Below are 23867 nucleotides of genomic sequence, written 5' to 3'. Positions count from 1 at the left end.
TTTTGACTGATCAAAGCACTAGACAGCGTTAGCTATAGTGCTTACATCACGAGCACTGTGCATGAAGCCTCCAACATATTCGTGAATTCCAATAATCAGAGCAGCGACTCAGAACAACAATGGAGTAGCCTTCCAATGACAAGAAAAACACACCAATGGCAGCGTTGGGCAAAATTGCCGCTTGCCGTGGCCGTTGCAGCTGGCCTTTCTGGCCAAGCATCTGCTTACTCTTTCTACCTTGGGGATGTGGAAGCCCAATTCAACACCACGCTCTCAGCCGGGGCTGGTTGGCGAGTTGAAGATCGCGATAAGCGTCTGATTGCCCAGGGTAACCTGGGGCCGCAATTTGCCAACACCACCACGGGCGCATCAACCAATAACTACGACGACGGCAACCTGAACTTTGAAAAGGGTGACACCTACTCGAAAATCGTAAAAGGTAACAGTGAGCTGTTCCTCGATTATGCAGTCGATAGTCAGTACCTGACCCGGGTTGGTGGTTTATTGCGCGGTCGTTACTGGTACGACTTTGAACTGAAAGATGAGAACCGCGCAACGGACTATGTCGGGCAGCGGCGTGAACTCAACAGCGACGCGAAGGATTATGCCTCCGGTGGCGAAATTCTTGACGCCTATGTATTCACCGACTGGTACCTGGGTAACGTTCCCGTGAGCGCACGTTACGGCAAACAGGTATTGAGCTGGGGTGAGAGCACATTTATTCAGGGCGGTATAAACACCATCAATCCGGTCGACGTGCCCGCGTTTCGTGCGCCTGGGTCCGAGCTGAAAGACGCTCTTTTGCCGGTTGAAATGTTCTACGTGTCGGCCGGTGTCACAGAGAGCGTTACATTAGAGGCTTTCGTTCAGACAGACTGGGAACCGGTTCGTCCTGACTATTGCGGGACATTCTTCTCTACCAACGACTTCGCGGCTGATGGCTGTGGCCCTGTATTGCTGGCTGGCCAGTTGTCGGATTCCCAGGCTCAGGCCCAGGGCTTCGTAGCGCCTCGCCTTGGAGACGTTGAAGCAGATTCCAAAGATCAATTCGGGGTTGCAATGCGCTGGTATGTTCCTGCGCTGAACGATTCTGAGTTTGGTTTTTATTACATCAAATATAATAGCCGTTTGCCGTATGTGAGCGGTACCATCAAGGATTCCAGCAGTCCTTTTCCGTCGTACTTCATTGAATACCCAGAGAATATCGACCTTTACGGCATCAGCGTCAATACCAGCACGCCGGGTGGCTGGTCTCTGGGTGCGGAATACTCCTATCGTGATAAAGTGCCACTGCAATGGAATGCTTTTGAGCTGATCTTCGGTGGTTTGCAGAAGCGTGGTCCAAATGGAGAAGTACTGAGCAAGCTTGAAAAACAGCGCCAGCAAGAGCAGGGAACTTTGGTGCCTGGCTCAAGGGTGTCGGGTAATGATCGATTTGGCGTGTCTCAGGCTCAGTTTACGCTGATAAAATTCTTCGATCAGGTAATGGGTGCAAGTCGCCTGACTTTGATCACAGAGTTTGGTGCAACTTATATTCATGATCTGCCGAGCCTTGATGAAGCTCGTTATGGCCGCTCAGGTACTTTTGGTATAGGTACGCTGCCGCTTGCCACTGGAGATCTCTGTAAAGGCGAAGGAGGTGCGGCTGAAAACATTAATACTAGTAATTGCACCAATGACGGCTTCACCACAGACTTCTCCTGGGGCTATCGTACACGGCTGGTTTGGGATTACTCGAGCGCAATTGCAGGGATAAATCTGTTTCCACAGATAGCCTGGAGCCACGATGTGGAAGGTTACAGCCCGCAGCCGGGCGGTGCCTTCAACGAAGGTAATAAGGCTATTGGCCTCTCCCTTCAGGCGGTGTATCAGAACAGGATTACAGGTAACATCGGTTACACCAACTTTTTTGGTGGTAAACCGTATAACGAGCTGACAGATCGTGATTTTGTGAGTGCCAGTGTTTCTTACTCATTCTGAATCGCCAAGAATTCGTTTAACGAGGTAATTTAAATGAAGCTGAACAAAAAATTACTGGCTACAGGTATTCTGGCTGTGAGTGTAGTAGCCGGCCAGGCCTGGGCTGCGGTGTCGTCCGAGGAGGCAGCCAAGCTCGGTGATTCCCTGACACCGATGGGCGCAGAAAAAGCCGGTAACGGCGGCGCTATTCCTGCGTGGACAGGGGGTTTGACAACGCCCCCCGCTGGCTACAAGGGAGACGGCATTTATGTGAATCCGTTTCCTGATGAGACACCCCAGTTCACCATTGATCAGAGCAACATAGCGGAATACGCAGACAAGCTGTCCCCCGGGCAGGTAGCAATGATCAAGCAATACCCGGACTATGTGCTTCCGGTTTACGAGACTCATCGTACGGCTGCCTATCCGAAAGACGTCATGGATGAAACGGTCAAGAATGCGACGGGTACAGAGCTGATCAAGGACGGTAACGGTCTGGGCAACTACCAGACCGCAACGCCATTCCCAATCCCGCAGAACGGTCTGGAAGCAATCTGGAACCACATTACGCGCTATCGTGGTGGTTCGGTGCAACGCAACGTTGGGCAGGCAACGCCTACCGCCAACGGCGCCTACTCCATCGTGAAATTTCAGGATGAGCTGACCTGGCGGACCTATCTGGAAGATTACAGCCCGGGTGAGGATGCCAACGTGCTGTTCTATTTCAAGCAGGCCATCACCGCTCCGGCGCGCCTGGCCGGTAACGTGTTGTTGGTTCATGAGACCATTGACCAGGTTGCAGAGCCGCGTCGTGCCTGGGTATACAACGCTGGCCAGCGTCGTGTTCGCCGTGCACCTCAGGTTGCCTACGACGGACCGGGTACTGCGTCTGACGGCATGCGTACGTCAGATAACTTCGATATGTTCAACGGCGCACCAGACCGCTACAACTGGGAGCTGGTTGGCAAGAAGGAAATGTACATTCCGTACAACTCCTACAAGCTGGTTGATCGGAATCTGACTTACGACCAGATCGTAAAACCTGGCCATATCAATCAGGATCTGACTCGCTACGAGCTCCACCGAGTGTGGCACGTGCGCGCAACCTTGAAAGAAGGCGAGCGCCATATTTATGCTCAGCGTGATTTCTATATTGATGAAGACACCTGGCAGGCATCGGTCATCGACCATTACGATGGGCGTGGTGAGCTCTGGCGTGTGGCAGAAGCCCATTCCATGCAGTTTTACGATCAGATCGTTCCCTGGTATGCGGTTGAAACCCTGTACGATCTATTGTCTGGCCGCTATCTGGTTCTGGGTCTGACAAACGAGGAAGTCGATCCGTACCAGTTTGGTGTTGAGCGTCAGTCCAGAGATTACACTCCGGCTGCTCTACGCAGGGCTGGAACCCGTTAAACGGGGGTGTTGATCTTCAGAAACGGCGGGCCTTGGCCCGTCGTTTTTGTTTTTGTGATAGAAAAACGTCACTGAACAAATACCTTTCACGTCAAAACTTTGCAGCCAGCCCCTTAATTAGTTTAACCTCCCTGTCATACTAAAGGCGTATCCGGGGCAGCGTGTGAAATCATTCAATGATGGCAATGCAGCTAATGACGAGTTTCAGTCAGCTAACAGTGGGCTCCAGCGGGGCGAGCTTGTAAGAGATTTGCTCAAGCAGAGACTGCAGGTGCCAGCCCTGCCTGCACACTCATTGGCGCGGCCTCATTTGGCCGCGTTGGTCGCCGATGCATTGACGCCTCGCGGCGTGCTTTTTATTGACGCACCCTGCGGTTATGGAAAATCCCACACCTTAGCCATGGGCGTTCGGACGGCCGGGATCGATGAACACAATGTTCGTTGGCTGACGCTCAATTCCCAAGATAACGCACCAGCCCGATTTCTCAGTTTGTTGTCTGTGGCGTTAAATATTCCCGAATCCTGCGAAAGCAGCTTGCGTGGTGGCGCCACGTTCCTTGATGCCCTCTCCATCATGCTTCTGGCCCTGAAAAAAACAGCGGAAGAGCCGCCGGCTATTTTGGTTCTGGATGGCCTCCATCACATCACAAACCCGGCGGCCATTGCCCTGCTTCAGCAATTGGTTGTAGATATACCGTCTCACTTTTCGATTGCCATGCTTTCAAGGCAGGCCCTGCCTTATGAAACCCATGCGCTGGAGTTGGAAAACCGGTTTGCCCGCATAGGGTCCGAAAATCTCGAGTTCAGCCGAAGCGAAACTTTTGAGTTCTTCCGGGATGTGCTGAGTGATCAGCAACTAACCAGTGTGACAATTGACCATCTATACGACCTCACGGAGGGGTGGCCCACGCCGCTTGCGCTCTATCGCCGGGATATTCTGCAAAGCTCCGAAAGGCATGCGGTTTCCGAAACCCCCGGTGTCGAGCGTTTTCTGAAAGAATCCGTGTTGGGCAATCTGGCGCCCGGCCAGGTGCGTTCTTTGAGAGCAGTTGCGGAGCTCGGGCTTTGCTCCGATGAGCTGCTTTTGTCACTTAAGCCCCTGATTCCAGGTGGCGTTTTATTGCCATCGGAGGTTTGTGATCGAGCTTGCCCGTAAGGGTCATGCCGGGTGGGGGGCGCTGGTACCGACTCAACCCACTCTTGATGGACTGGTTGAAAAACCCGGTAATGGCTGGCTATACCGACCGGATGCTTGCTGCGAGCCGATGGTTCGGCAGCCGCAATCAGTTTCCTGAGGAGCTGAGATACTCGCTGCTGGCCGGAGACACTGAAGAAGTTATCCGCATTGCGTCTGAGGGGTCTGAAGCGTTACTGCTTGGGCAAGACACGGCTTCGTTGTTGCGCTTGCGCAAAAGCCTTCCGGCGCATTTGCTCGAACGCAGCCCCAGGCTGAGAATCGTGTATAGCTGGGTGCACGCCATTGGCGGTCAGTTTCGGCAGGCGCAGGCGCTGATTGACGGTATGAGCAAAGAAAATTACCAGGAATATGAGGCCCGAATTTGTGCTCTTAAAGCCTTTATCATGCGTGGGGAGGGGCAGGTAGCGCCGGCGTTGGAAATGGCAGACCGGGCCTTGGCTGGGGGAGGTTCTTCGCCCCAGGGCCAACTGGTTACCCAAATGGTTCGTGCCAGCGCTCTGTGCGCATCCGGGCGCTTCCCGGAAGCCCGAGAGGCCAATCGCGCGGCATCTCGCTTGGCGAGAGAGGCGGGCGACTTTGGCTCAGAGGCACTGGCCGTGTACGCCCATGCTCGCATTGAGCTGGGTAAGGGTGCACTCAAACATGCCGAGCAGCTTTTGCGAACCGGCTTGGACACAGCCGTACTGGAGATGGCTCGCCCCGCCCGCATAGGCGAGGCTCGGCTTCAGTTAAATCTGGTGCTCGTGCTTTGGCACCAAGGGCGGTACGCCGAGGCGGATCGGTTACTGGTAGCCTGCGGCCGTCATGCCGAGCAGGCACGTGATCTTGGGCTGCTGCTCGCCATGGCCATCAGGGTGCTAATATGTCGCTCTCAAGGCCGCCTGGAAGACGCGTTTGTCTGGATTGGAAGGGCAGAGCGAATCATGCACACATGGCAGGTGGACGAATCCCTCTATGTGCCGGTGCTTGAGGCGCTAAAAGCCAGCTGTTGGCTGGCGCAGAACCAGCTGGAAAGTGTTGCCCAGGCTCTTGTCAAATTGCAGCCATACCGTGACGCCGGCTGTGTGCCAGAGCTCTTCCCGATGATGCCGGGGTTACTGGATTGTCTTCAGGTGCGGCTGGATCTCGCTCGGGGCGAAACCGTAAAAGCCCGTGAAACTCTCGCCAACACACGTAAACGCTATAATGAAGCCATTCCTTGGGGTGTAGATCTTCACATGCGTCTATTGGACGCTATACTCATCAGCGAAGATAAAGGTGTGGTCGCTGGGCAGAAAAAACTTATATCGGTGATATCCGAGGCGGAAAAAGAGCACTTCATCAGCCCGTTTGCCGAGTTGAAGCGGGAGCTTGATGAACTCATGCAAAAAGCCTACGGCCAACTGCCTGAAACGCCTTTCCGGGCAGCCTTAGGCCAGCTTTTTGACATAACCGGGGAGGTGTTGCCCGCCCTATTGGCCGAGCCAATCAGTGAGCGCGAGCAAGGCGTGCTGGGGTTGATCGCCAAAGGGTTGTCAAATCAGGCGATAGCAGACCAGCTGCACATCTCATTGCATACCGTCAAAACCCACGCTCGGCGAATAAATGCCAAGCTGGAAGTGCGCTCCCGCACCCAGGCGATTGTGCGGGCCCGGGAGCTCGGGCTGCTGTAATAAGTTTGCGGTAATCGCGCTTAAGAAGCCGAAAGCTCTTCATGTTTGAGGGCTTCAATGCGGGCGTCTTTCTCAGCCCACAGTTCACTCACCCAGCGCTGAAACGCCACCCGGGTTTCGCGGTTGTTTTCATAATCCATTCCCAAAAATTGCGGCGGGATCTCGTTTACCCGGATATCAATCACAATTTTGCGAATACGCCCGCACAGATAATCCCAAATACCCACGCGTTGCTCCCCAGGATAAACAATCGTCACATCTAGCATGGTATTCAGCATTTCGCCCATGGCGCCCAAAACAAACTCTGTACCGCCGGCACGGGGCTTAAGCAGGTGCTTGAAAGGAGAGTTCTGGCGTTGGTGCTTGGCAGGCGTAAAACGGGTGCCTTCCATAAAGTTGAAAATGGTTACCGGGGTATAGCGGAACTTCTCACACGCCGCTTCAGTAGCTGCTATATCTTTGCCTTTCAGCTCTGGCCTCTTGGCAATCTGCTCCTTGGTGTGGCGATGCATAAATGGAAAATCCAGTGCCCACCAGGCAACGCCAAGCAACGGAACCCAAATAAGCTCCTTTTTCAGAAAAAACTTGAGCAGTGGAATCCTGCTGTTAAGCACATACTGTATGGCGGGTATGTCGGCCCAACTCTGATGATTGCAGGTCACAAAATACCAGTGCTCTTTGCTGAGGTGCTGTGCGCCCCGCACGTCCCAGTCGATCTTGTGGAGGACATCCATCACCAGGTTGTTAAACCCTATCCATAGCCGGGCAATGGTGTTCAGCACCACCGTGCAGCCTTTTCGAAGAGCGGTAACGGGAAGCGCCAGCTTAAGCAGCGCAAACAGCATCAGGAACGGGAACAGCACAAGGGTGCTCAGCAGCACAAGCAGGGTCGCCAGGGTTCCCTTTAGCGGCGCAGGCAAAAAATAAAACATTCGAAAACGTCTCTGTTTGTCAGGGAGTTAGTGAACGCTCAACCTTCGGCCGAGGAGTCTGTGCTTTGGCCGGGAAGCAGAACCCGTTCCGCGCTTGCCGATGCCAGGCTTTTCAGGTGCGATGGGCTGCGATCACTCAGAATCTTGCGAAATTCAGTGTCGTAGAATTCAAGGTTGTTATAGCGGATCATCGAGCGAATTTCATCAACATATTCCTCCCCCCGCTCTGAATAGCTGATCAGCCCCCGTGCAAGGGAAAGCCCGGAGAGTGGGTCGCCGGCCTCTCTGTCATCCAGGCGGGTGTCGCGCAACCCTGGTAACTCCCGTGACGGTTCAGGTTCTGAACATAGGCCCGCACCGAGTGGTAGGGCGACGGAAAGGCTGCCACTTCGTGGCTGGCACCCTCAACACGGCTCAGCGGCACTAAGCCGCAGCCTTTGGAAAAACACCACTGCCCGAAAAGATTATTGCCACGTAGAGCAAAGCGTGAGGTGCCCCACGCCGACTCATTCGCCGCCTGTGCCAGAATCAGGGAAGGCGGAATAACATCCAGCCGTTTTCTCAGCACAGAGAACTGCTCTGGAGTACCGGGTTCTTCATCCACACGCAAACGCTTGGCCTGGGCGGTAAGCCAGGTGTGTTCTTGTTTCGACAAAGTGTCCTTGCGGGTGAGGCTATCAAGATAATCCCGTTCAATCAGGATGCGGGAGTTGGCAAGTACAATACGAGGGTAGAGAAACGAGAAAAACGCCACTTTCTTTTCAGTGGTATCCCGATAACCCGAGAAATCCGGCAGATCCGCGCGGGCCCATGTCGGCAGAGTTGGGAGGGAGCTCAAAGCGGGTTCCGAGCCGCTATTATAGCCACCACCTGAACGATCCGAAGGTACGTAAAGACTGCCTGCGATGGCGAAAGCCACCAGGGGAATAACCAGCATTAGCGAGCGCATTGCGGGAAACATAAAACCTCTCGTCACAATCTGTTTGTATGCCAGGTAAGCTTATACGCACCGGGCGATAGGTTCACGATTATAACAGGTTGTACGAACGGGGTTATCTGAGGGTTCATGGCAACTCAGTCACGATCATCAGGCCGCGGCGTTCTTCACCGTGGAGCGTGTCGCGGTATACCAGGAAAAACTGGGTCTGATCCGCCGTCACAAAGCCGGTGAGTGATAGGTTTCCGGCGCTGAAATGAACCTGTCCATTGCCTCCATCGGTGTACGCAAGCGCTGTAACCCGTTGCGCTGACATAGGTACCGAAACGGTTTCGTCACCAACGGCATACAGTACTTCAAGCGTGCTGCTGCTCAGGTTCGCGGTGCTGCCAGAAAGGTTCAGGATGCCGTTATCCAAATGCACGAGTCGGTTGAAGCCGTCCTCCAAGCCTAGAACAAAGCCCTGAACTCGGTAACGCCCGGATGTTGGAGCACCTGAAGAGGCTTTCTCTGCAGCAATGAGCAGTCCATTACCAATGACGTCACTGTAGGAGGCTGCATTGGTCAGGTTAAAGGCCAGCAATGAGCCATCTGGCACACTGGCGCCCACGCCCAGATCCGGTTGGCCGAAAGGCCCAGCCGGGTTGTTAACATCGAGGTTAAGCCGGCCGATGTTTTTATCGCCGGTGCTCAAGCGTGCGGTGCGGGGGCTGAGGGTCCAGCTGTCCGAGCGACTGCCTGCACCGCCCACCAGGATTCCACCGGAGCTGTCCCGGCTCAGCGTGGTATAGGTTTGTGTTTGAGTAATGGTGCTGTTGCCGGAATCTGCGCGCACCTGCCATGAACCAGATCCTGATTCAATCTGCATCGGTGTCGTGGATTCCGAAAATCGCGTAGCCAAATAGACCATGTTGTAATCGCGACCGTTCAGAATCCCAGCATCGAAGCCTTCCTCCCGTAGCAGGTTAAGTTCCAACGCTGAAAGGTAATGGGCTTCCAAGTCTTTTTTGCGTGCGAGCTTGCCATTCTCCGATTCCAGTTCAATGGCTTTGCCGGCGCTGAAGTAGCCTGCCAGCGCGCGATCCGGGCCAAGGTTGGTGCCGCCGGCCCCGCCTGTATAAGCGTCCAGAAAGTAGGGGTTGCGAGTCCAGCCAATGGTTCTGGAACTGTTCCTGTCAGTAATGCTTTGATAAAGCGCTCGGCCAGCCAGTAAGCGAACATCGTTATCCAGCGTGGCGGCCCCGGGAGCAGACGAATGAGTATTCAATGCCCAGGTTTCCGCGCCCCGTGTAAAAAAGTCGTTGCCGTTTTTGTGGATCAGCGTTTTACGGTCGTACGGAATCTGCGTGGCAAGAGAGGTGACGTTGATGTTGAAAACATCAAGGCTCGCCAGTGTGAGCCCGGGGTAACTATAAGCCGGTTGGGTGTCGGTGCCGGTCGACTCCTCGCGCCCCATACGGATGCCCCACTGGCCAGACCCGGAAAAGCTGCTCTCAAGAAAGGTCTGCCCCAGTTCTATGCCCATAAAAACGGAGTTGTAGTCTGCCGAGCTTGCAGAAATGTTGCCCGAGGATTGATCTTCCAGCAGTGCGTAATCCGCCACCGAGGCCACATAGTTGGTAAAGTCTGAGCGCTGGGCGAGTACATCCAGTGCGCCTGCAACGCTGGCCCCGGTTGGAATGTCAATTTCGAAATCGTGAACCTGGTCAGCCAGGGCAGGCCAGACATATTTGTTGAGGCACAAGGAGCCGCCGGTCTCTTTCGCGCAGTCCAGAATGCGCTGAAATTCGCCAGGGGAGTATTGTGTAAGCGTATTGCGCACCAAGTATTCGGAAAACGGATTAACCTTGATGTCCCGATCGGCATCGGTCGCCAATGCCCGCAGGGTGGCATTGCCATACTGCGCCTCAATGATCACATCTGGTGCCAAAGGCTGCCCGTTCTCAAACGTGATAACGGTAAAACCGTTGTTGTCTATTCGGGTGCTGGATGCCGGAGCACCGAGGTTCTGCAGGCTGCGGTCTGTTTGGTATACGCGGATGTTGTCTGGTTGAACAATGCGAAGGTTGCGCCGTGTGGGTTCACCGTTTGGCGCCAAGCTGGCGGGTACTTCCATGGTGATGCGGACTTCATTGGCTGCGAGCCCACCGCTGTTGCTGGAATCGCCCGTGCTGCCGGGGCTGAAATCGGTGGTGGGGTTTTTGCTGCCGGTAAAAGAGTTGGGTTGGTTTCGGGCACCTTCAATTGCAGACTCACCGCTGCATGCGGCTGTGAGCGTAATCGCAGAGAAGAGAAGAAACCCCAGTGTCAGTCGCATATCAGGCTGCCCGTGCTAAAGCGGTGTTGGTGGTGTTGGCAGTCATGAGAGTGCATGAGAGTGCCAATGGCCAGTTTAGCAGTGCAGGTTTTGGTAAAGCGTGAGGGAGGGCACGAAACAGGCGCCCGGAATAGGGCGCCCGCATCTGATAGAAGGCAGCTTTAGAAGAAAATCTTCATACCGGCCATAACGCCTTCATCCAGGTTGATGTCACCCCGGTATGGCGTATCCAGTTCGGTATTCAGGTAGCGATAACCGGCAAACAGCTCAGCGTTGCGGATGACACGATAGCTGCCACGGAACTCGACGCTGGTCATCTCTTCCGAGTCACCAAACGACAGGATTCGTGGTGCATAGTGCAAGCCACCAGTGAACGAGAGGCCCGGTACATCAGGGATGTTCACAGTAGCAAAGCCACCCAGGCCTACAGCGCCACCATCAAGACGGTCGCTATCCCAGCCTATTGCACGCATGCCGATACCTGCGGTTGTGGGCAGATTGCCCAGCGCGGTGCGACCCTGGGCATGGAAATCCACGTTGCCAATATGACGGCCCCCTTCAACGTAGGTATAGCCGGTACCTAGTTGGAGATCGCTGTTGTTACCAAAAAAGTTGACCTGTCCCTTTACAGAATCGTTGGTCAGGCTCAAGTCCAGATCGCTTGCAAGTACTGGAGCGGCAGCCAAAGAAAGAGCCAACACAGAAATACGGGATACTTTCATTCTTTTACCTTCTTGATTGCGGTGCGAGTAATGGTGCGAATGGTAACGGGCTACCCGCAGTACCACAACTTACAAGCCTGTAAGGCCGCGGTAACCACGGGCCGAAGGCTCAGTGCTGTGTAGTCTCGCCGCCCTGATCAAAATCGTCTGGGTAGCGTTTTCTGCCGGAACCCGGTATTCCTCGTTGGCCCAGGCGCCAAGATCAATCAGTTTGCAGCGTTCTGAGCAGAATGGGCGCCAGGTATTGGTATCAGTCCATTCCACGGATTTTTTGCAGGTGGGGCATTCTACGTTCATGTGAACCTTTCAAATCGTTAAACGGAGGCTTTTGCGGGAGTACCGTGGGCGTATTGTTCCAGAACAGCCCGTAGCATTTCAATATTGACAGGCTTGGCAACAAATGAATCCATGCCGGCACGGCGGCAACGCTCTTCATCCTCTTCCATGGCGCTGGCAGTCAGCGCCACCACAGGCACACGCGAATGCTTATGGGTGGCCTCCCATGCACGAAGGCGCCGGGTGGCTTCAAAGCCATCAACCTTCGGCATCATGCAGTCCATAAATATAAGATCAAACGGGTGCCATTGCCAAAGGCTGGTTGCCGCCTCACCATCATTGGCGGTCATTACATCGCAACCCAGTTTCTCCAACAGCCGGCGGGTTAATGTGCGATTTACCGGGTTGTCCTCTACCAGCAGCACCTTCATGCGGCGAGAGGTAAGCTCACGGCGTTTCTCTGTATCACCGGCGGCTTGCAGTGAAAATCGTGTGAGAAAACGCCGGTCGTTCTTTTTGGCGTCCTCAAACAGCTGATTCAAAATAGGGGTAAGGCAAGACTCCCTCAGGGATTTACTGAGAAACGCATCGGCGCCGGCCTGGCGAAAGTGTTCTGCATCGCCCCGCTGAGGGTTGGAAGATAGGATAAGAAGGCGCATGTCTGTCCATAGCGGGTTGCCACGAACCTGCCGGCACAACAAATCACTGTCCATGTCTGGCAAAAAGCCGTCGAGAATAATGGCGTCAAACGGCTCCTTGCTGTCAAACGCCAAGCGTAATGATGTGAGCGCTTCGCCAGCCGATTTAACCGCCTCAATGTGAACCTCGTGGCGCGACAGCATTTCCAGCGTAATCTTGCGGGACAGCTCATAGGAATCCGCCACCAAAACCCGCTTACCGGTTACCATGCGCGCATCGGGGCGCACTCGCGATGTGCTTTCCGGGGCCGTGGGAAGCGTTAGCTCAATCCAAAAAGTAGAACCCTCACCAGGCCGGCTTTCCACATCCAACGAGCCTTGCATCAAATTGACGAGCTGGCGACAAATGGTCAGCCCCAGCCCAGCCCCGGGCAGTTGGCGCTGAAATCTCTGGCCCAGCTGTACGTAGGGCTCATACACCAGAGGAATATCTTCCGGGTTGATGCCAATGCCCGTATCTTCCACCGCCAAACGCAGGCGAACCTTTTCATCCCGGCGCCCGAGCACTTCAATGCTGATCAGCACATGCCCGGAATCGGTAAATTTGATGGCGTTGGATACCAGGTTAAGTAGCACCTGGCGGATCCGCACTGGATCCCCCGCAGGCCCAAGGCAGGTTCTCATCAATACGTAATTCCAGTGCCAGGCCTTTTTCCCGGGCACGCCCGCCCAGTATGTGCACCAGGTCGTTCAGGGTTTCCCGCAGGTCGAACGGAATATGCTCAAGCACCAGCTTTTGCGCTTCCATGCTGGAGATGTCCAGCAGGTCGTTGATGATGGACGAGAGGCCCTCCGAGGCGCTGAGAAGGGTGTGCACGTATTCCCGTTGCTCTTGATCCAGTGGCGTGTCGGTAAGCAGGTTTGCGTAGCCAAGAACCGACTGCAGAGGGGTGCGCAGCTCATGGCTCACGTTGGCCAAAAACTGATTTTTAGCGCGGTTGGCCCGTATCGCTTCGTCCCGCTCACCCTGCGATTGAATAGTGGTTTGCCGCAGCGAGCGAGTGTCTTCCAGGATCTGCAAGCGCATTTTATTGAGCGCGTGCTCAAGCTCTGATAACTCATCGGGTGTTTTGGGTGCCTTGCGCTTTAGCTGCAATGGCTCCACCAGTGCGTCCAGATTCAACCGTGCCGCGTAATCTGCCATGGTTTCCATGTGGCGTGAGAGCGTAAGGCGAACAATCACCATCAGCCCAACGTGCCCAGCATCACCATAAGCGACTGGAACAACAGGTTAATCAGGGCGCCATTGCGAAGCTCTGAATACACCTGCTCAATCGACGAGGTAATGGTCAGGCTGCCCATGTTTTCCGGGTCACGGTAGGTGGAACGGTTGAACACCAGTGAGAAGGTTTGTGAAATAACCCGGCCTTCCGGGTAGCTGCCGGTGCTGAACTCTTCACCGGTAGAGGTCACAACTTGGGCGTACTGAATGGCCTTCACGGTGCGCATGTCATCCAGGCTATTGGCCACCTCGCTGAAGTTCATCAGCCAGATGTTGTTGCTCATGCCCCCAGAGACAAGCCCAGCGGCTCTTTGTTGGGTTTCCTGAACATCCGATTTGCGGCGCTCAAATTCACCAATCATCTGCACGCCAGTGGCTATCAGCGAGATCACCAAACTGAACAGCAACACATACACCAGCAGCCGCATTGCGAGCGGCCGAATACCCATGCGCGTGAAAAACCGGTTTGAAAGCAAGGCACAAATTCCCTGTGTCGACTAAAAAATCGTCAGCGAGAGTTTAACAGACAGTTAGCACTTCGACACGTTTCCATGAATGTTCATTCACAAACTGAAATCGCACGTTCAGATCATAAAGATGCGCCCCGTAAATGCGCGCCTCATCGCGGCCCCGGCGGAACGAAGGCCGAGGGTCGTAACTAACCACATCGGTAATCAATAGCTTCAAATCGGGATATTGCGCATTCGCCAGGCCCGCAAGCTGGGTTTCAGCCTCCGGCAGGAAGACAACGTCCAGTTTTTCGGTGGGCGCAGTTTCAGCCCAACCCAGAGCAGCATCCGGAACCGAATCTGCAAATGGCAGGTAAGGTTTGATATCCAGAATTGGAGTGCCGTCAATCAGGTCGTGATCGCTTATCTGCAGCGCCAACTGGCCATCTATGCGAACAAGCCCCTCATTGCGAACAACCGAGAGCCCCAAACTGTTGGGGCGGAACGGCGAGCGGCTGGCAAACACGCCCATTTTTGAGTTACCGCCGAGCGAGGTGGCCGAACCACCGGCCGCCATTGTGCTCGCACGGCTTCGTGAAACTGAAAAATCAGCCACAGGTGACTGGCCGTTTCCAGGCCCCGGAAAGCATCTTCCCGGTCATACGGTGGCTGAACAATCAGGTCTGCTCTGGCGTGCCGGGTGAGCCCCGGTTGGCGTGGCACGCCAAATTTGTCCTTAAAGCAGGATCGAGTGAGGGCAATGGGTGACAGAGCCAAAGCATCTGCAGCAGGAATAGAATGGTGTCTGGGCATAGGCCTTAATTTGCGGTATGCGTGTATGAGTACTAGAAGTCCGGGTTAATCCTACCGGAAAAAAACATTTCTACGCGAAAAAGCATCGAGGCCTGATCTTTGAAATGTTTTTCCCTGGGGAAAGTGAGCGCAGGAATGATCTCAGCAAACAACCAGTCACTGTGTAGCCTGTAACGCCAGGTGAGGTCAGCAAATGCCGACGTGGTGCGCCAGCCAGGCTGGCTCTCACCAAGAACACCGATACGCGGAGTAAGGGTAGATCGATTGTTGAGGCGCTTGTCGGTACCAAAAATCTGCGCGGCCTCAAATTGTTTGTCACTGTGCACCCACTCCAGCTCCGAGGAAGACCAGAACCGCCACCCATTACCTACATATCGGCTGGCACTGAACCAGGTGCGGGCGCCCCAGCCATCCTTGTGATAGTAATAAAACCGCTGCTGCGCACGCATGGCCCAGTCGGCACCTGCCTTCCAGCGTTTCTCCGCTGTCGTCCGCCAGAAGGCATCCGGAGGAAGGCGCAGGCGGGCCCCTATGTCGTTGGATAGATTGATGCATCGCCAATTTGTGAAATATACCGAAAAGCACCGGTGGTTTGAGTGTCTGTGCGTTCGGCTTCTGTTAACTGCCGGTTGCGCTGGCGTTCTGCCAAGGGAATCAGCTCATCGCTTTCGCTTTCGATAACCAGGCGCAGTTTGCGTTTGGTGGTCGGGACATCCAGCCGAAATCGCACTTCTGGGTCAAACTGGGCAGGGTCGCCATGCTCTGATTTAGTCGCGAAGCCAACGCGCAAATAACTCTCGTTATGGGGGAGGTTATGGGGTTCGCCAGAGAGAGTCCGATCCGCCCACTGCCCAAGGGCCTGAACCTTTGGCCCCTGAATACGCTCTTGGCGCAAAATAAAGTTACTGAAATCCATCCAGTAAGATTCTCGTGGCTTGGCCCAGTACTCATCTGGATCAAACGTATAAAACGACAGTGGCAGATTTTCAGGTGTCAGAGTGTCTGAGATGGAGCGTCTCTCCACCTCAAATATGGGGCCCATGCTGTAACTGTTAGCACTGAACCCGAGGAGTAGGGCGGTAATAGCCCAACAGAACCGCTCAACCAAAATCCACAATGAACGCTTCATGCAACGCGCAAACCTCGGCTAAAACCCTGTCTGAGGGCTGGCTGTTGTCAATTATGGCATCTGCCTGGGCCAGTCGCTGGTCCCGGGGCATCTGGGCGGCAATAATACGCTCTATCTGCTCACGGGAATTGGTATCCCGCGCCATGGTGCGCTCAATCTGAACATCCACCGGCACATCCACTACCAGCACCCGCTCCACCAGTTGGTGCTGGTCGGTTTCCAGAAGCAGAGGAGAGACCAGCAGTACATAGGGTAAAGCATAGTCCAACGGATGAAGCTGGCGAGTCAGTTCTTCACGAATGATCGGGTGCAGCAAGCTCTCAAGCCACGCACGTTGCTCTGGCTGCTCAAACACGATCTGCCGAAGGCTTGCCCGGTCCAGCGCCCCGCCATCCGTGAGAATGTCTTTTCCAAAATGCTTCGCAATTGCGGCCAGCGCCGGCGTACCCGGCTCCACCACCTCACGGGCCACGTCGTCTGCATCCACCCAATGCACGCCAAAGCTTCCGAACTGCCGTGCAACAGTGGACTTACCCGACCCAATGCCGCCTGTTAAACCTATAACCACCTGATCAGCCAAACCTGTCAAACCCCGAGCAGCCCATACCAAAATGCCTGAATCTCAACCCCAAACCACAAACACAGCAAACCCGCAGCGGCCAGGTAGGCCCAAAGGAATAGGCACCTCCCGCCCGTGCTTTTTGAAAATCATTAGGCTAATACCTACAACGGCACCCACAACCGATGAAAGCAGAATCACCGCCGGCAGCAATTCCCACCCAAGCCAGGCGCCCAAAGCAGCCAGCAGCTTGAAATCACCATGCCCCATGCCTTCTTTACCCGTTACCAGCTTAAACAGCCAGTACACAGACCACAAAGAAAGATAACCAAAAACCGCACCGGCAAACGCGCTGTTAAAATCGCCCAGGTACCCGAAGTAGCTCAACACCAGCCCCAGCCACATCAAGGGTAGGGTGATGCTGTCCGGCAGAAGCTGTGTGTCGAAATCGATTACCGTAAGGGCAACCAATGCCCAAACCAATAGGAGCGCAAATAATGTGGATTCGGTAGGGCCACCAATCACCGCAGTGATCACAGAAAACAAAGCCGTTACCGCTTCTATGATCGGGTAGCGAATCGAAATAGGCTCTTTGCACCCGCTACATTTTCCGCCAAGAAACACGTAGCTGATAACCGGAATATTCTCCCAGGCGCGGATCTTATGGCCACAAGAAGGGCAGGTAGAAGCAGGGCTGGAAAGCGTTACCGGCGCCTCCTGTTTGCGTTGATCCTTAGCAATCTCCAAAAACGCCTCACACTGGCAACGCCAATCCTGATGCATCATCTTCGGCAAACGCAGAATCACCACATTCAAAAAGCTGCCAATGCACAGAGAGACGAACGTAACGGTGAGATAAAAAAGCCAGGGGGTCGAAAAGAAGATATCTAATGTAGCCATTCAAAAACTCTAAGTGATTCTTTTTTTTAATCTCTACTCCCCTCTCCCCCAGCGGGAGAGGGGCCGGGGGAGAGGGGGAGGGTAGGCAACTCCTACCCCACAACCTGCCCCATCTGAAAGATCGGCAAGTACATAGCAATAATCAAACCACCCACCAACACACCCAACACAGCCATAATCATCGGCTCCATCAGCGCAGTCAGGTTATCCACCATGTCATCAACCACCGCTTCATAGTGCACTGCCACCTTCTCAAGCATCTCATCCAGGTTACCGGATTCCTCACCAATGGCCGTCAACTGCACCGCCATTACCGGGAAAACATCCTGCTGCCGCATGGAAGCCTGCAACTGTGTGCCACTAGAAACATCGTTCTTAATGCGTTGAATTGCATCCCGATAAACCGCATTGCCCGTAGCGCCTGCCACCGAGTCCAGTGCATCCACAAGCGGAACACCCGCAGCAAACGTGGTAGACAGAACCCGCCCGAACTTGGCCACCGCCGATTTATCGAGAATTTCACCCACAACAGGCAGTTTAAGCACGTATTTGTCCACAAAATCCGAGAACTTCTGTGAACGGCGCTTAGCTTCCTTGAACAAGAAGATCGTACCCATAATTCCTATGAGCACCACAAACCACCAAGTCTGCATCCAGTCAGATAGCCTAACAACCATTTGGGTAAATACAGGTAGCTCCGCACCAAAGCCTTGGAACAGACTTTCAAACTGTGGAACAACTTTCACCAAAAGAATAGCGGTCACAATGATGGCCACGACTACGATGGCAGCGGGATAAGTCATCGCCTTTTTTACTTTTTTCTTTAGCAGTTCGGTTTTCTCAAGGTAAAGAGCGATACGGTCCAGCATCTTCTCCAGCGCACCGGCCTTCTCACCAGAATCCACCAGATTGCAGTACAGGTTATCAAAGTGCTTGGGATGCTTGCGCAGCGAACCCGCAAAACTGGTACCGGAGGAAATATCATTCCGGATAGACATCACCAGCTCTTGCAAGCCCTTATTCTCAAGTCCATCTGCCACAATATCGAAGCTCTGAACCAGTGGCACGCCCGCTTTCATCATTGTGGCCAGTTGCCGGGTGAGCATAGCAATATCAAAGGGGGTGATTTTCTTGCTACCACCAAACAAAGGCTTAGGCTTCTTCTTCACTTTGTCCGGAATAATGCCCTGTTTACGTAGCTGGGCCTTAACCAGGGATAGGCTAGACCCGTTAAGCTCGCCCTTGGACTTATTGCCTTTGCGGTCTTTGCCTTCCCATATGTACGATTCCAGCTTTTGCGCTTTCTCTGCCATGCTTAATCCTTCGTCACGCGGTTGGCTTCCTCAAGGCTGGTCACGCCCTCCATCACCTTTAAAAGTGCTGAATGGCGCAAGTTCCGGAAGCCTTCGGCCTCAGCCTGCTTTGCAATTTTGATGGAGCTGGCTTCTTCCATAATCATGCTCGCCAGCGTTTCAGTCACCTTAACCACCTCGTAAATACCGACGCGGCCTTTATACCCACCATTGCATTTATCACAGCCCTTGGGGTGGTACAACGAGAAGCCTGTATCAATTTGTTCCTGTGTGAACCCCTCGGCCAAAAGCAGGTCTTTTGGCACCTCCCCCGGCTTTTTACATGCACTGCACAAGCGCCTGCCCAATCGCTGAGCAACGATCAAACTCACAGAGGTTGCAATATTGAACGCCGGCACACCCATATTCATCATGCGGGTGAGGGTTTCTGCGGCACTGTTTGTGTGCAGGGTAGACAGAACCAAGTGGCCGGTTTGAGCCGCCTTGATAGCAATGTTGGCGGTTTCAAGATCCCGAATCTCACCCACCATGATCACATCCGGGTCCTGTCGCAAAAACGCACGAAGCGCCTCAGCAAAGCCCAAGCCAACTCGGTTGTTCACGTTAACCTGGTTAATGCCTTCCAGGTTAATCTCCGCCGGGTCCTCCGCCGTGGAGATGTTGATATCCGCCGTGTTAAGGATATTCAAGCCAGTGTACAGCGATACAGTCTTACCAGAACCCGTCGGCCCGGTAACCAGAATCATGCCTTGTGGCTGCGCCAGCGCAGCCATATAGAGCTCTTTCTGGTCTTCCTCATAGCCCAGTGCGTCAATGCCAAGCTTTGCCTGGCTGGGGTCCAGAATCCGCAGCACAATTTTCTCACCCCAAAGCGTAGGCAGGGTGTTCACCCGAAAGTCGATGGCCTTGGTTTTGGACAGCTTCATCTTAATCCGGCCATCCTGGGGCACCCGGCGCTCGGAAATGTCCAGCTGGGCCATGATCTTTATGCGCGCAGAGATTTTCGGGGCCAGTTTAATGGAAGGCCGCGACATCTCTTTAAGAATGCCATCTGTTCTGTAACGCACGCGGTAGGTTTTTTCGTAAGGCTCAAAGTGCACGTCTGAAGCGCCACCGCGAATGGCGTCTAGCAGCATTTTGTTCACGTACTTTACGATAGGCGCGTCGTCTACTTCATTTGAAGCCACCGCGTCGTCATCGTCCTGCTCGCCACCTTCGGTTTCCACGCCCTCTAAATCTGCATCGTCCAGATCACCCATGGAGGAGTCTTGGGAGTCCAAGTATTTGTCGATGGCCTCCCGCAGCTTGGCATCGTCTACCAGAACCGCATCGGTACTCAGGCCAGTGTTGAACTTAATCTCGTCCAGCGCCTGAATGTTGGTGGGGTCTGACACCGCAATAAAAAGGCGATTGCCACGCTTGTAGAGGGGAAGCGCGTTGTGCTTTCGCACCAACTTATCGTCGACCACACCCTCTGGCATCATTTCCGGCAGGAAAGATGAGAGGTCTAAAACCGATACCCCAAACTCCATCGCAGCAGAAAAAGCCAGCCGAGAACTGTCTGCCAGTTTGTTCTGGGTGAGGTATGTAATCAGCGGGATGCGGTTTTGGGACGCTTGAATGAAGGCATCCTTGGCGGTTGCTTCATCAAGAAGTCCGTCGTCCACAAAGCGCCGGGCCAGGCCGGTCAGCGTGATGTTGCTTTTGTTAGTAGTCATAAATGAGGTTAAGAATACTGCCTGTGTGACTGAAATGAGGTTTTGTTGGTTGGCAGAGAGTTTAGATGGCTGGTCTGGCTTTGGAAAGGTGTGTGGCCGAATCGCGGCTACTAACTCGAGTTGGGTTTATGGGTGTAGGTAGGCGTGACAATAGAGGGCGAGTGACAAATATTGTCAGCGAATGACCGGGAGCGGCTCTCTGGTCATGGTGGTGATCTGTCGTTTTATAGAGGTGTGTGAGGCCTAGGTGGTTGATTAATATAGTCTGGCTTTCTTTTTTGTTGAGTTGGCACGGGGGGTGCTAAGGACTCGTTAGGCTCAAAAAAACCGGTTGCGGGGCAAAGCTCCACCGGCCCCGGGCCATTTAGAGTTTCTTAACGACAAATGCAGAGGTCGAATATGAAGAACATGAAAATCAATCACGCCCAGAAGGGTTTCACGCTGATCGAGCTGATGATCGTTGTTGCGATCATTGGTATTTTGGCGGCAATCGCCATTCCGCAGTATCAGGATTATACGGCTCGCTCTCAGGTTAGCAGAGTTGTGGCGGAGATATCATCAGTTCGTACCTCGGCTGAGGAACTGCTCAACCGAGGTGTTACGCTATCAGCAACTACAGGGGACGACGGTTACGTAGGCTTCAATGTTGAAAGCTCAGATCTAGTTGGAGTTGGCACTGATGCTGTCGCTGCTGCTGGATTTACAATTACCAACCCTGCCGGTCCGGCCGTAGTGCTGGTTGCCCAGCTTGGAGGAAGTGCAAATGCCGTGGTCAGAAACGCAAAAATTAATTGGTCGCGTTCGGCCAGTGGCGAATGGAGTTGCTATATAACTGATGAGCCGACCGATGGCTGGAAAGACAGTTTTGCCCCGAGTGGTTGTCAGCCGTCGTGAACTTGAGCTGATGGACAGTTTGTGAATCTTTGAGTCACAGCTCAGCCCTTAAAAGTCCGGATGCGTAGCTTCCGGACTTTTCCGTTTGGATTAAAGCGATCATGGACAGGCACAGCTTAGTCTGACTTGATTCCCTAAGGCCCGGTGGTTTCGACCCTCGGGCCTTTGTTGTTTCTGATGCGTTTATTGCGGGTTTATGTCAATGGAATTATAGGTCTTCATAAATTGAACATGGACAGGCACAGCTTAGCCTGGGCACAGCTTAGCCTGTGTAATTCCGGCCTAGGTTGATGGCCCATATATTGCTGTTCAAGAGTTTAAGCCAACTGCCAGAGCCTGATCACATATGATTAAAAAAGCCGGTTTTACGTTGATAGAACTGATGATTGTTGTGGCAATCGTCGGTATTCTCGCTGTCGTAGCAATTCCCTCTTATCAAAGCTACGTAGTGAAAGCCCTGGTAAGCCGCGCGGTAGGCGAGTTGTCAGCTTATAAAACGCCGTTCGAAGGGCGTGTTGGCTCAAATGGAAATGTTACTAATAGCGATATCGGCTATAGCCCTTCCAGCCTGACAAGCGGTGATCTCGGTACCAACATCGGCACGCTCAATTCTGACGGTTCAGGTCAGTTGCAAGTGACCATGAGCGGCAACGCTCACCCAGATGTGTCAGGCTTGATTCTGCGCTTTGATCGCAATACCGCAGGGCAGTGGGAGTGTGTTATCGATAACACAGGCGTCGCATCAACCTGGAAGTCGTCCTATTTGCCGCCGGGCTGTCGGTTATGAGTGTGTCCGTTCAGTTCCTATCTTCTTGAGCGTGAGGAAATAATGCGAACAGCTTGGAATGCAGCGCTTTGGCTATTGGTTGCTGCTGTGTTTTTCTGTGTCTTATTTGCGGACTTTTTGCCGCTGCCTTTTGGTGGTTATGCGTCGCAGCGGTTTATATTGGCAGGCCTGCTGGGGCTGGCCGTTGTCTTTGCCTAACGATTTTAGTGTATCGACACGGGTGGGCGCTGTTCAGGTATATATGGCCTGCAATTCTGATTTCGGTAGGATTTGTTCTGCTTGCGCTGCCGTTCCGCGTGGCTCCTTATAATTGGGTCGAGCCCGGGATGTATGCCGCATTCTTTCTTGGTTTCGTGCTTTTGGGTTGTGTGCTGAAAAGCGACGAGCAGAGGCGGTATTCAGCAGTTGCTCTGGTTAGTGTAGCCGCAGTTATCGTCGTTTTTTATGGTGGTGCCACCATAACGGTTTATATGTTTGCTCTTTCTGATCAGGTGACAAACTTATCGAATTTTATTCCTTGGGGTTTTGTGAGCATCCGGTATTGGAGTCATATTGCAACCTGGCTGTTACCGCTCTTGCCCCTGGCTGTTCTTATAGGGCCACTTAAAGACGAGCGGCTCTGGCGGTTTTTGGTAGCACTTGGCGCTGCGCTTTGGTGGTGGATCGAGTTTCTTTCTACCTCGCGGGGTAGCATGTTGGGTATTGCTTTTGGTGTGGTATTGACAGCGTTGCTGATTGGGCGGCCTGCGTTGCCTTGGCTGCGGGTGTTTCTGCGCTATCTGGCTTATGGCGTGCTGGCCTGGCTGCTGCTCTCCGTAATGATCCCTTCGTTCATTATGGATGAAGTGAGCATGCGCTCCTTGAGTTCCACTACGTCTGGACGAATGCCGTTATTTCTTGAAGCTTGGCGCATGAGCCTTGAAAACTTCCCCTTTGGCATGGGGCCGCAATCCTGGTTGACTCATGAGGTGCTTACTGAGGAGTACCAGCAGTCTCGTAAATTCGGCCACCCTCATAATATGTACCTGATGTGGGCCGCAGAGTACGGGTGGCTGTTTATGGGCGCACTTATGCTGTTTGTTGCGCAGGCTGTGCGATTATTCTGGCACCGGCGAGCTGAAGCGCGTGTTGCTGGTGGCGGTCCACTGGCGTTGTCTTTGGCGGCGTTTACAGCTTCCGTTTCGGCCGCCCTGCTGCATGCGGCTGTTTCAGCCGTATTCATGGCTCCGGGCTCAATGTTGATTGGGTTTCTCGTACTTTCTGTGTTCTGGGCGCTGATAGCACCCGATATGTTGCCTGTAACCCGTAAGGGGCGCACTGGGAAAAGGTTTGTAGCGGCACTTACGGTGGTTTTAGCCTCCGGAGGAGCGGGCTTCTATTGGTTGGCTGAGGTGTCGGCTTATCATGAAGCCATGGAAGACGATCTAAAGTTTTATTATGAGAGCGTACCTGCGGGTACGTTACCGAGATTCTGGTTTCATGGAAATTTTCCGCGTCATCCCAGTCAAATGCCTGAATAGAATAGATCATCATGGACTGAATGATCACGGACAGGCACACATGGCCTGACGTGATTCCCAAAGGCCCGGCGGTTTCGACCCTCGGGCCTTTGTTCCTGGATTCAAGTATTAAGTGCAGCACCGCTCGTATCCAAGCCTCCTGAGTATTCGCCCCAGAAAACCTCTGCCGGTGTGCGATAACCCAGCCGTTTTCGTGGCCGGTTATTCAGTTTGTTTACCGCTTGCCTGATGGCTTTTCTGGATACCTTGGCGAAGTCAGTGCCTTTCGGAAAATATTGCCTCAAAAGGCCATTCGTATTCTCGTTGGTGCCGCGCTGACTGGACCGATAAGGGTCGCAGAAATACGATGTTAGCGACAGTGCTTTGCTAAATGTTGGGTGGTCTGCAAACTCAGAACCGTTGTCCAATGTCAGCGTCTGTACAGCCCCTCTGATCGGCCTTAACTCACGGATGATG

General features: G+C 53.7%; 22 protein-coding genes and 2 pseudogenes. 7 read left to right on the top strand and 17 right to left on the bottom strand.

The window, feature by feature from the left end; all coding sequences use genetic code 11:
- Positions 1-135: 135 nt before the first annotated feature.
- The 4 genes from BCA33_RS02960 to BCA33_RS21220 all read left to right on the top strand — a co-directional run bounded on the left by BCA33_RS02960 (position 136) and on the right by BCA33_RS21220 (position 6225).
- Positions 136-1980 carry a DUF1302 domain-containing protein gene (locus BCA33_RS02960; protein ID WP_071263374.1) on the top strand — a complete coding sequence of 615 codons (1845 nt, stop codon included), beginning with the start codon at positions 136-138 and terminating at the stop codon, positions 1978-1980.
- A 33-nt stretch (positions 1981-2013) separates the two neighbouring features.
- Positions 2014-3375, top strand: coding sequence for a DUF1329 domain-containing protein (locus tag BCA33_RS02955; RefSeq protein WP_071263372.1), 1362 nt, complete (start codon positions 2014-2016; stop codon positions 3373-3375).
- Positions 3376-3538: 163 nt separating this feature from the next.
- A complete protein-coding gene (locus BCA33_RS21225) occupies positions 3539-4531 on the top strand; it encodes a hypothetical protein (protein WP_254774139.1) in 993 nt (330 codons plus the stop codon).
- A complete protein-coding gene (locus BCA33_RS21220) occupies positions 4522-6225 on the top strand; it encodes a LuxR C-terminal-related transcriptional regulator (protein WP_254774138.1) in 1704 nt (567 codons plus the stop codon). The genes BCA33_RS21225 and BCA33_RS21220 overlap by 10 nt, the downstream gene beginning before the upstream one ends.
- Before the next feature lie 20 nt (positions 6226-6245).
- Here BCA33_RS21220 and BCA33_RS02945 read toward each other — a convergent pair whose 3' ends face one another.
- The 16 genes and pseudogenes from BCA33_RS02945 to pilB form a co-directional block, all read right to left on the bottom strand.
- The gene (locus BCA33_RS02945) at positions 6246-7157 is read right to left on the bottom strand and encodes an acyltransferase (protein ID WP_071263370.1); all 912 of its coding nucleotides are present in this window, start codon (positions 7155-7157) and stop codon (positions 6246-6248) included.
- A gap of 38 nt (positions 7158-7195) precedes the next feature.
- Positions 7196-7468 (bottom strand): hypothetical protein, encoded by a 273-nt coding sequence (locus BCA33_RS22650; RefSeq protein WP_368087209.1) that lies wholly within the window; start codon positions 7466-7468, stop codon positions 7196-7198.
- Positions 7396-8118, bottom strand: coding sequence for a glucosaminidase domain-containing protein (locus tag BCA33_RS02940; RefSeq protein ID WP_368087208.1), 723 nt, complete (start codon positions 8116-8118; stop codon positions 7396-7398). The genes BCA33_RS22650 and BCA33_RS02940 overlap by 73 nt, the downstream gene beginning before the upstream one ends.
- A 103-nt stretch (positions 8119-8221) precedes the next feature.
- On the bottom strand, positions 8222-10411 hold the full coding sequence (locus tag BCA33_RS02935) for a hypothetical protein (protein ID WP_071263368.1): 2190 nt from the start codon (positions 10409-10411) through the stop codon (positions 8222-8224).
- Positions 10412-10572: 161 nt separating this feature from the next.
- Complete coding sequence (locus BCA33_RS02930; RefSeq protein WP_071263366.1) at positions 10573-11133, bottom strand: YfaZ family outer membrane protein; 561 nt, start codon at positions 11131-11133, stop codon at positions 10573-10575.
- A 69-nt stretch (positions 11134-11202) separates the two neighbouring features.
- Positions 11203-11430 (bottom strand): DNA gyrase inhibitor YacG, encoded by a 228-nt coding sequence (yacG, locus tag BCA33_RS02925; RefSeq protein WP_139172866.1) that lies wholly within the window; start codon positions 11428-11430, stop codon positions 11203-11205.
- A gap of 17 nt (positions 11431-11447) precedes the next feature.
- A complete protein-coding gene (locus tag BCA33_RS21215) occupies positions 11448-12698 on the bottom strand; it encodes a response regulator (RefSeq protein WP_254774137.1) in 1251 nt (416 codons plus the stop codon).
- Positions 12673-13293, bottom strand: coding sequence for a histidine kinase dimerization/phospho-acceptor domain-containing protein (locus BCA33_RS21210; RefSeq protein WP_254774136.1), 621 nt, complete (start codon positions 13291-13293; stop codon positions 12673-12675). Before BCA33_RS21210 ends, BCA33_RS21215 begins: the two co-directional genes overlap by 26 nt.
- Positions 13293-13805: a hypothetical protein gene (locus BCA33_RS21205; protein ID WP_254774135.1), complete on the bottom strand. Its 513-nt coding sequence runs from the start codon at positions 13803-13805 to the stop codon at positions 13293-13295. The genes BCA33_RS21210 and BCA33_RS21205 overlap by 1 nt, the downstream gene beginning before the upstream one ends.
- A 43-nt stretch (positions 13806-13848) precedes the next feature.
- Positions 13849-14591: pseudogene (gene tsaA, locus BCA33_RS02915) on the bottom strand (tRNA (N6-threonylcarbamoyladenosine(37)-N6)-methyltransferase TrmO).
- Positions 14592-14623: 32 nt separating this feature from the next.
- Complete coding sequence (locus BCA33_RS21200) at positions 14624-15040, bottom strand: hypothetical protein (protein WP_254774134.1); 417 nt, start codon at positions 15038-15040, stop codon at positions 14624-14626.
- Positions 15041-15120: 80 nt separating this feature from the next.
- Positions 15121-15720: a hypothetical protein gene (locus BCA33_RS21195; protein WP_254774133.1), complete on the bottom strand. Its 600-nt coding sequence runs from the start codon at positions 15718-15720 to the stop codon at positions 15121-15123.
- Positions 15692-16300: a dephospho-CoA kinase gene (gene coaE, locus BCA33_RS02905; RefSeq protein WP_071263424.1), complete on the bottom strand. Its 609-nt coding sequence runs from the start codon at positions 16298-16300 to the stop codon at positions 15692-15694. The genes BCA33_RS21195 and coaE overlap by 29 nt, the downstream gene beginning before the upstream one ends.
- 5 nt (positions 16301-16305) lie before the next feature.
- Positions 16306-17179 (bottom strand): annotated as a pseudogene (locus tag BCA33_RS02900) (A24 family peptidase).
- Between the two features lie 92 nt (positions 17180-17271).
- The gene (locus BCA33_RS02895) at positions 17272-18492 is read right to left on the bottom strand and encodes a type II secretion system F family protein (protein ID WP_071263364.1); all 1221 of its coding nucleotides are present in this window, start codon (positions 18490-18492) and stop codon (positions 17272-17274) included.
- 2 nt (positions 18493-18494) lie between these two features.
- Positions 18495-20210, bottom strand: a complete 1716-nt coding sequence (gene pilB / locus BCA33_RS02890; protein ID WP_071263362.1) for a type IV-A pilus assembly ATPase PilB — start codon at positions 20208-20210, stop codon at positions 18495-18497.
- Between the two features lie 399 nt (positions 20211-20609).
- Between pilB and BCA33_RS02885 the strand changes: the two genes are divergently transcribed.
- From BCA33_RS02885 to BCA33_RS02875, 3 genes are all read left to right on the top strand, one after another.
- Positions 20610-21104 carry a pilin gene (locus BCA33_RS02885; protein WP_083394616.1) on the top strand — a complete coding sequence of 165 codons (495 nt, stop codon included), beginning with the start codon at positions 20610-20612 and terminating at the stop codon, positions 21102-21104.
- A gap of 346 nt (positions 21105-21450) precedes the next feature.
- Positions 21451-21891 carry a pilin gene (locus BCA33_RS02880; RefSeq protein ID WP_071263358.1) on the top strand — a complete coding sequence of 147 codons (441 nt, stop codon included), beginning with the start codon at positions 21451-21453 and terminating at the stop codon, positions 21889-21891.
- A 326-nt stretch (positions 21892-22217) separates the two neighbouring features.
- Positions 22218-23411, top strand: a complete 1194-nt coding sequence (locus BCA33_RS02875) for an O-antigen ligase (protein WP_139172864.1) — start codon at positions 22218-22220, stop codon at positions 23409-23411.
- Between the two features lie 101 nt (positions 23412-23512).
- Here the strand turns inward: BCA33_RS02875 and BCA33_RS02870 are convergent.
- Positions 23513-23867, bottom strand: a 355-nt coding sequence (locus BCA33_RS02870) for an IS30 family transposase (protein WP_175469686.1), incomplete at its 5' end; no start/stop codon positions are given.

Origin of the sequence: Marinobacter sp. AC-23, assembly GCF_001858325.1 — a bacterium.
In the GTDB taxonomy this organism is placed as follows: domain Bacteria; phylum Pseudomonadota; class Gammaproteobacteria; order Pseudomonadales; family Oleiphilaceae; genus Marinobacter.
The sequence above is the reverse complement of the archived record's forward strand: the minus strand, read 5'-3'. Positions and strand labels throughout refer to the sequence as shown.

Coding starts and splice junctions, on each gene's coding strand:
- BCA33_RS02960 (WP_071263374.1), top strand. CDS start 136: ATGACAAGAAAAACACACCAATGGCAGCGTTGGGCAAAATTGCCGCTT.
- BCA33_RS02955 (WP_071263372.1), top strand. CDS start 2,014: ATGAAGCTGAACAAAAAATTACTGGCTACAGGTATTCTGGCTGTGAGT.
- BCA33_RS02945 (WP_071263370.1), bottom strand. CDS start 7,157: ATGTTTTATTTTTTGCCTGCGCCGCTAAAGGGAACCCTGGCGACCCTG.
- BCA33_RS02940 (WP_368087208.1), bottom strand. CDS start 8,118: ATGTTTCCCGCAATGCGCTCGCTAATGCTGGTTATTCCCCTGGTGGCT.
- BCA33_RS02935 (WP_071263368.1), bottom strand. CDS start 10,411: ATGCGACTGACACTGGGGTTTCTTCTCTTCTCTGCGATTACGCTCACA.
- BCA33_RS02930 (WP_071263366.1), bottom strand. CDS start 11,133: ATGAAAGTATCCCGTATTTCTGTGTTGGCTCTTTCTTTGGCTGCCGCT.
- yacG (WP_139172866.1), bottom strand. CDS start 11,430: ATGAACGTAGAATGCCCCACCTGCAAAAAATCCGTGGAATGGACTGAT.
- BCA33_RS21210 (WP_254774136.1), bottom strand. CDS start 13,293: ATGGTGATTGTTCGCCTTACGCTCTCACGCCACATGGAAACCATGGCA.
- BCA33_RS21200 (WP_254774134.1), bottom strand. CDS start 15,040: ATGCGTGCGCAGCAGCGGTTTTATTACTATCACAAGGATGGCTGGGGC.
- BCA33_RS21195 (WP_254774133.1), bottom strand. CDS start 15,720: ATGAAGCGTTCATTGTGGATTTTGGTTGAGCGGTTCTGTTGGGCTATT.
- BCA33_RS02895 (WP_071263364.1), bottom strand. CDS start 18,492: ATGGCAGAGAAAGCGCAAAAGCTGGAATCGTACATATGGGAAGGCAAA.
- pilB (WP_071263362.1), bottom strand. CDS start 20,210: ATGACTACTAACAAAAGCAACATCACGCTGACCGGCCTGGCCCGGCGC.
- BCA33_RS02885 (WP_083394616.1), top strand. CDS start 20,610: ATGAAGAACATGAAAATCAATCACGCCCAGAAGGGTTTCACGCTGATC.
- BCA33_RS02880 (WP_071263358.1), top strand. CDS start 21,451: ATGATTAAAAAAGCCGGTTTTACGTTGATAGAACTGATGATTGTTGTG.
- BCA33_RS02875 (WP_139172864.1), top strand. CDS start 22,218: ATGTATGCCGCATTCTTTCTTGGTTTCGTGCTTTTGGGTTGTGTGCTG.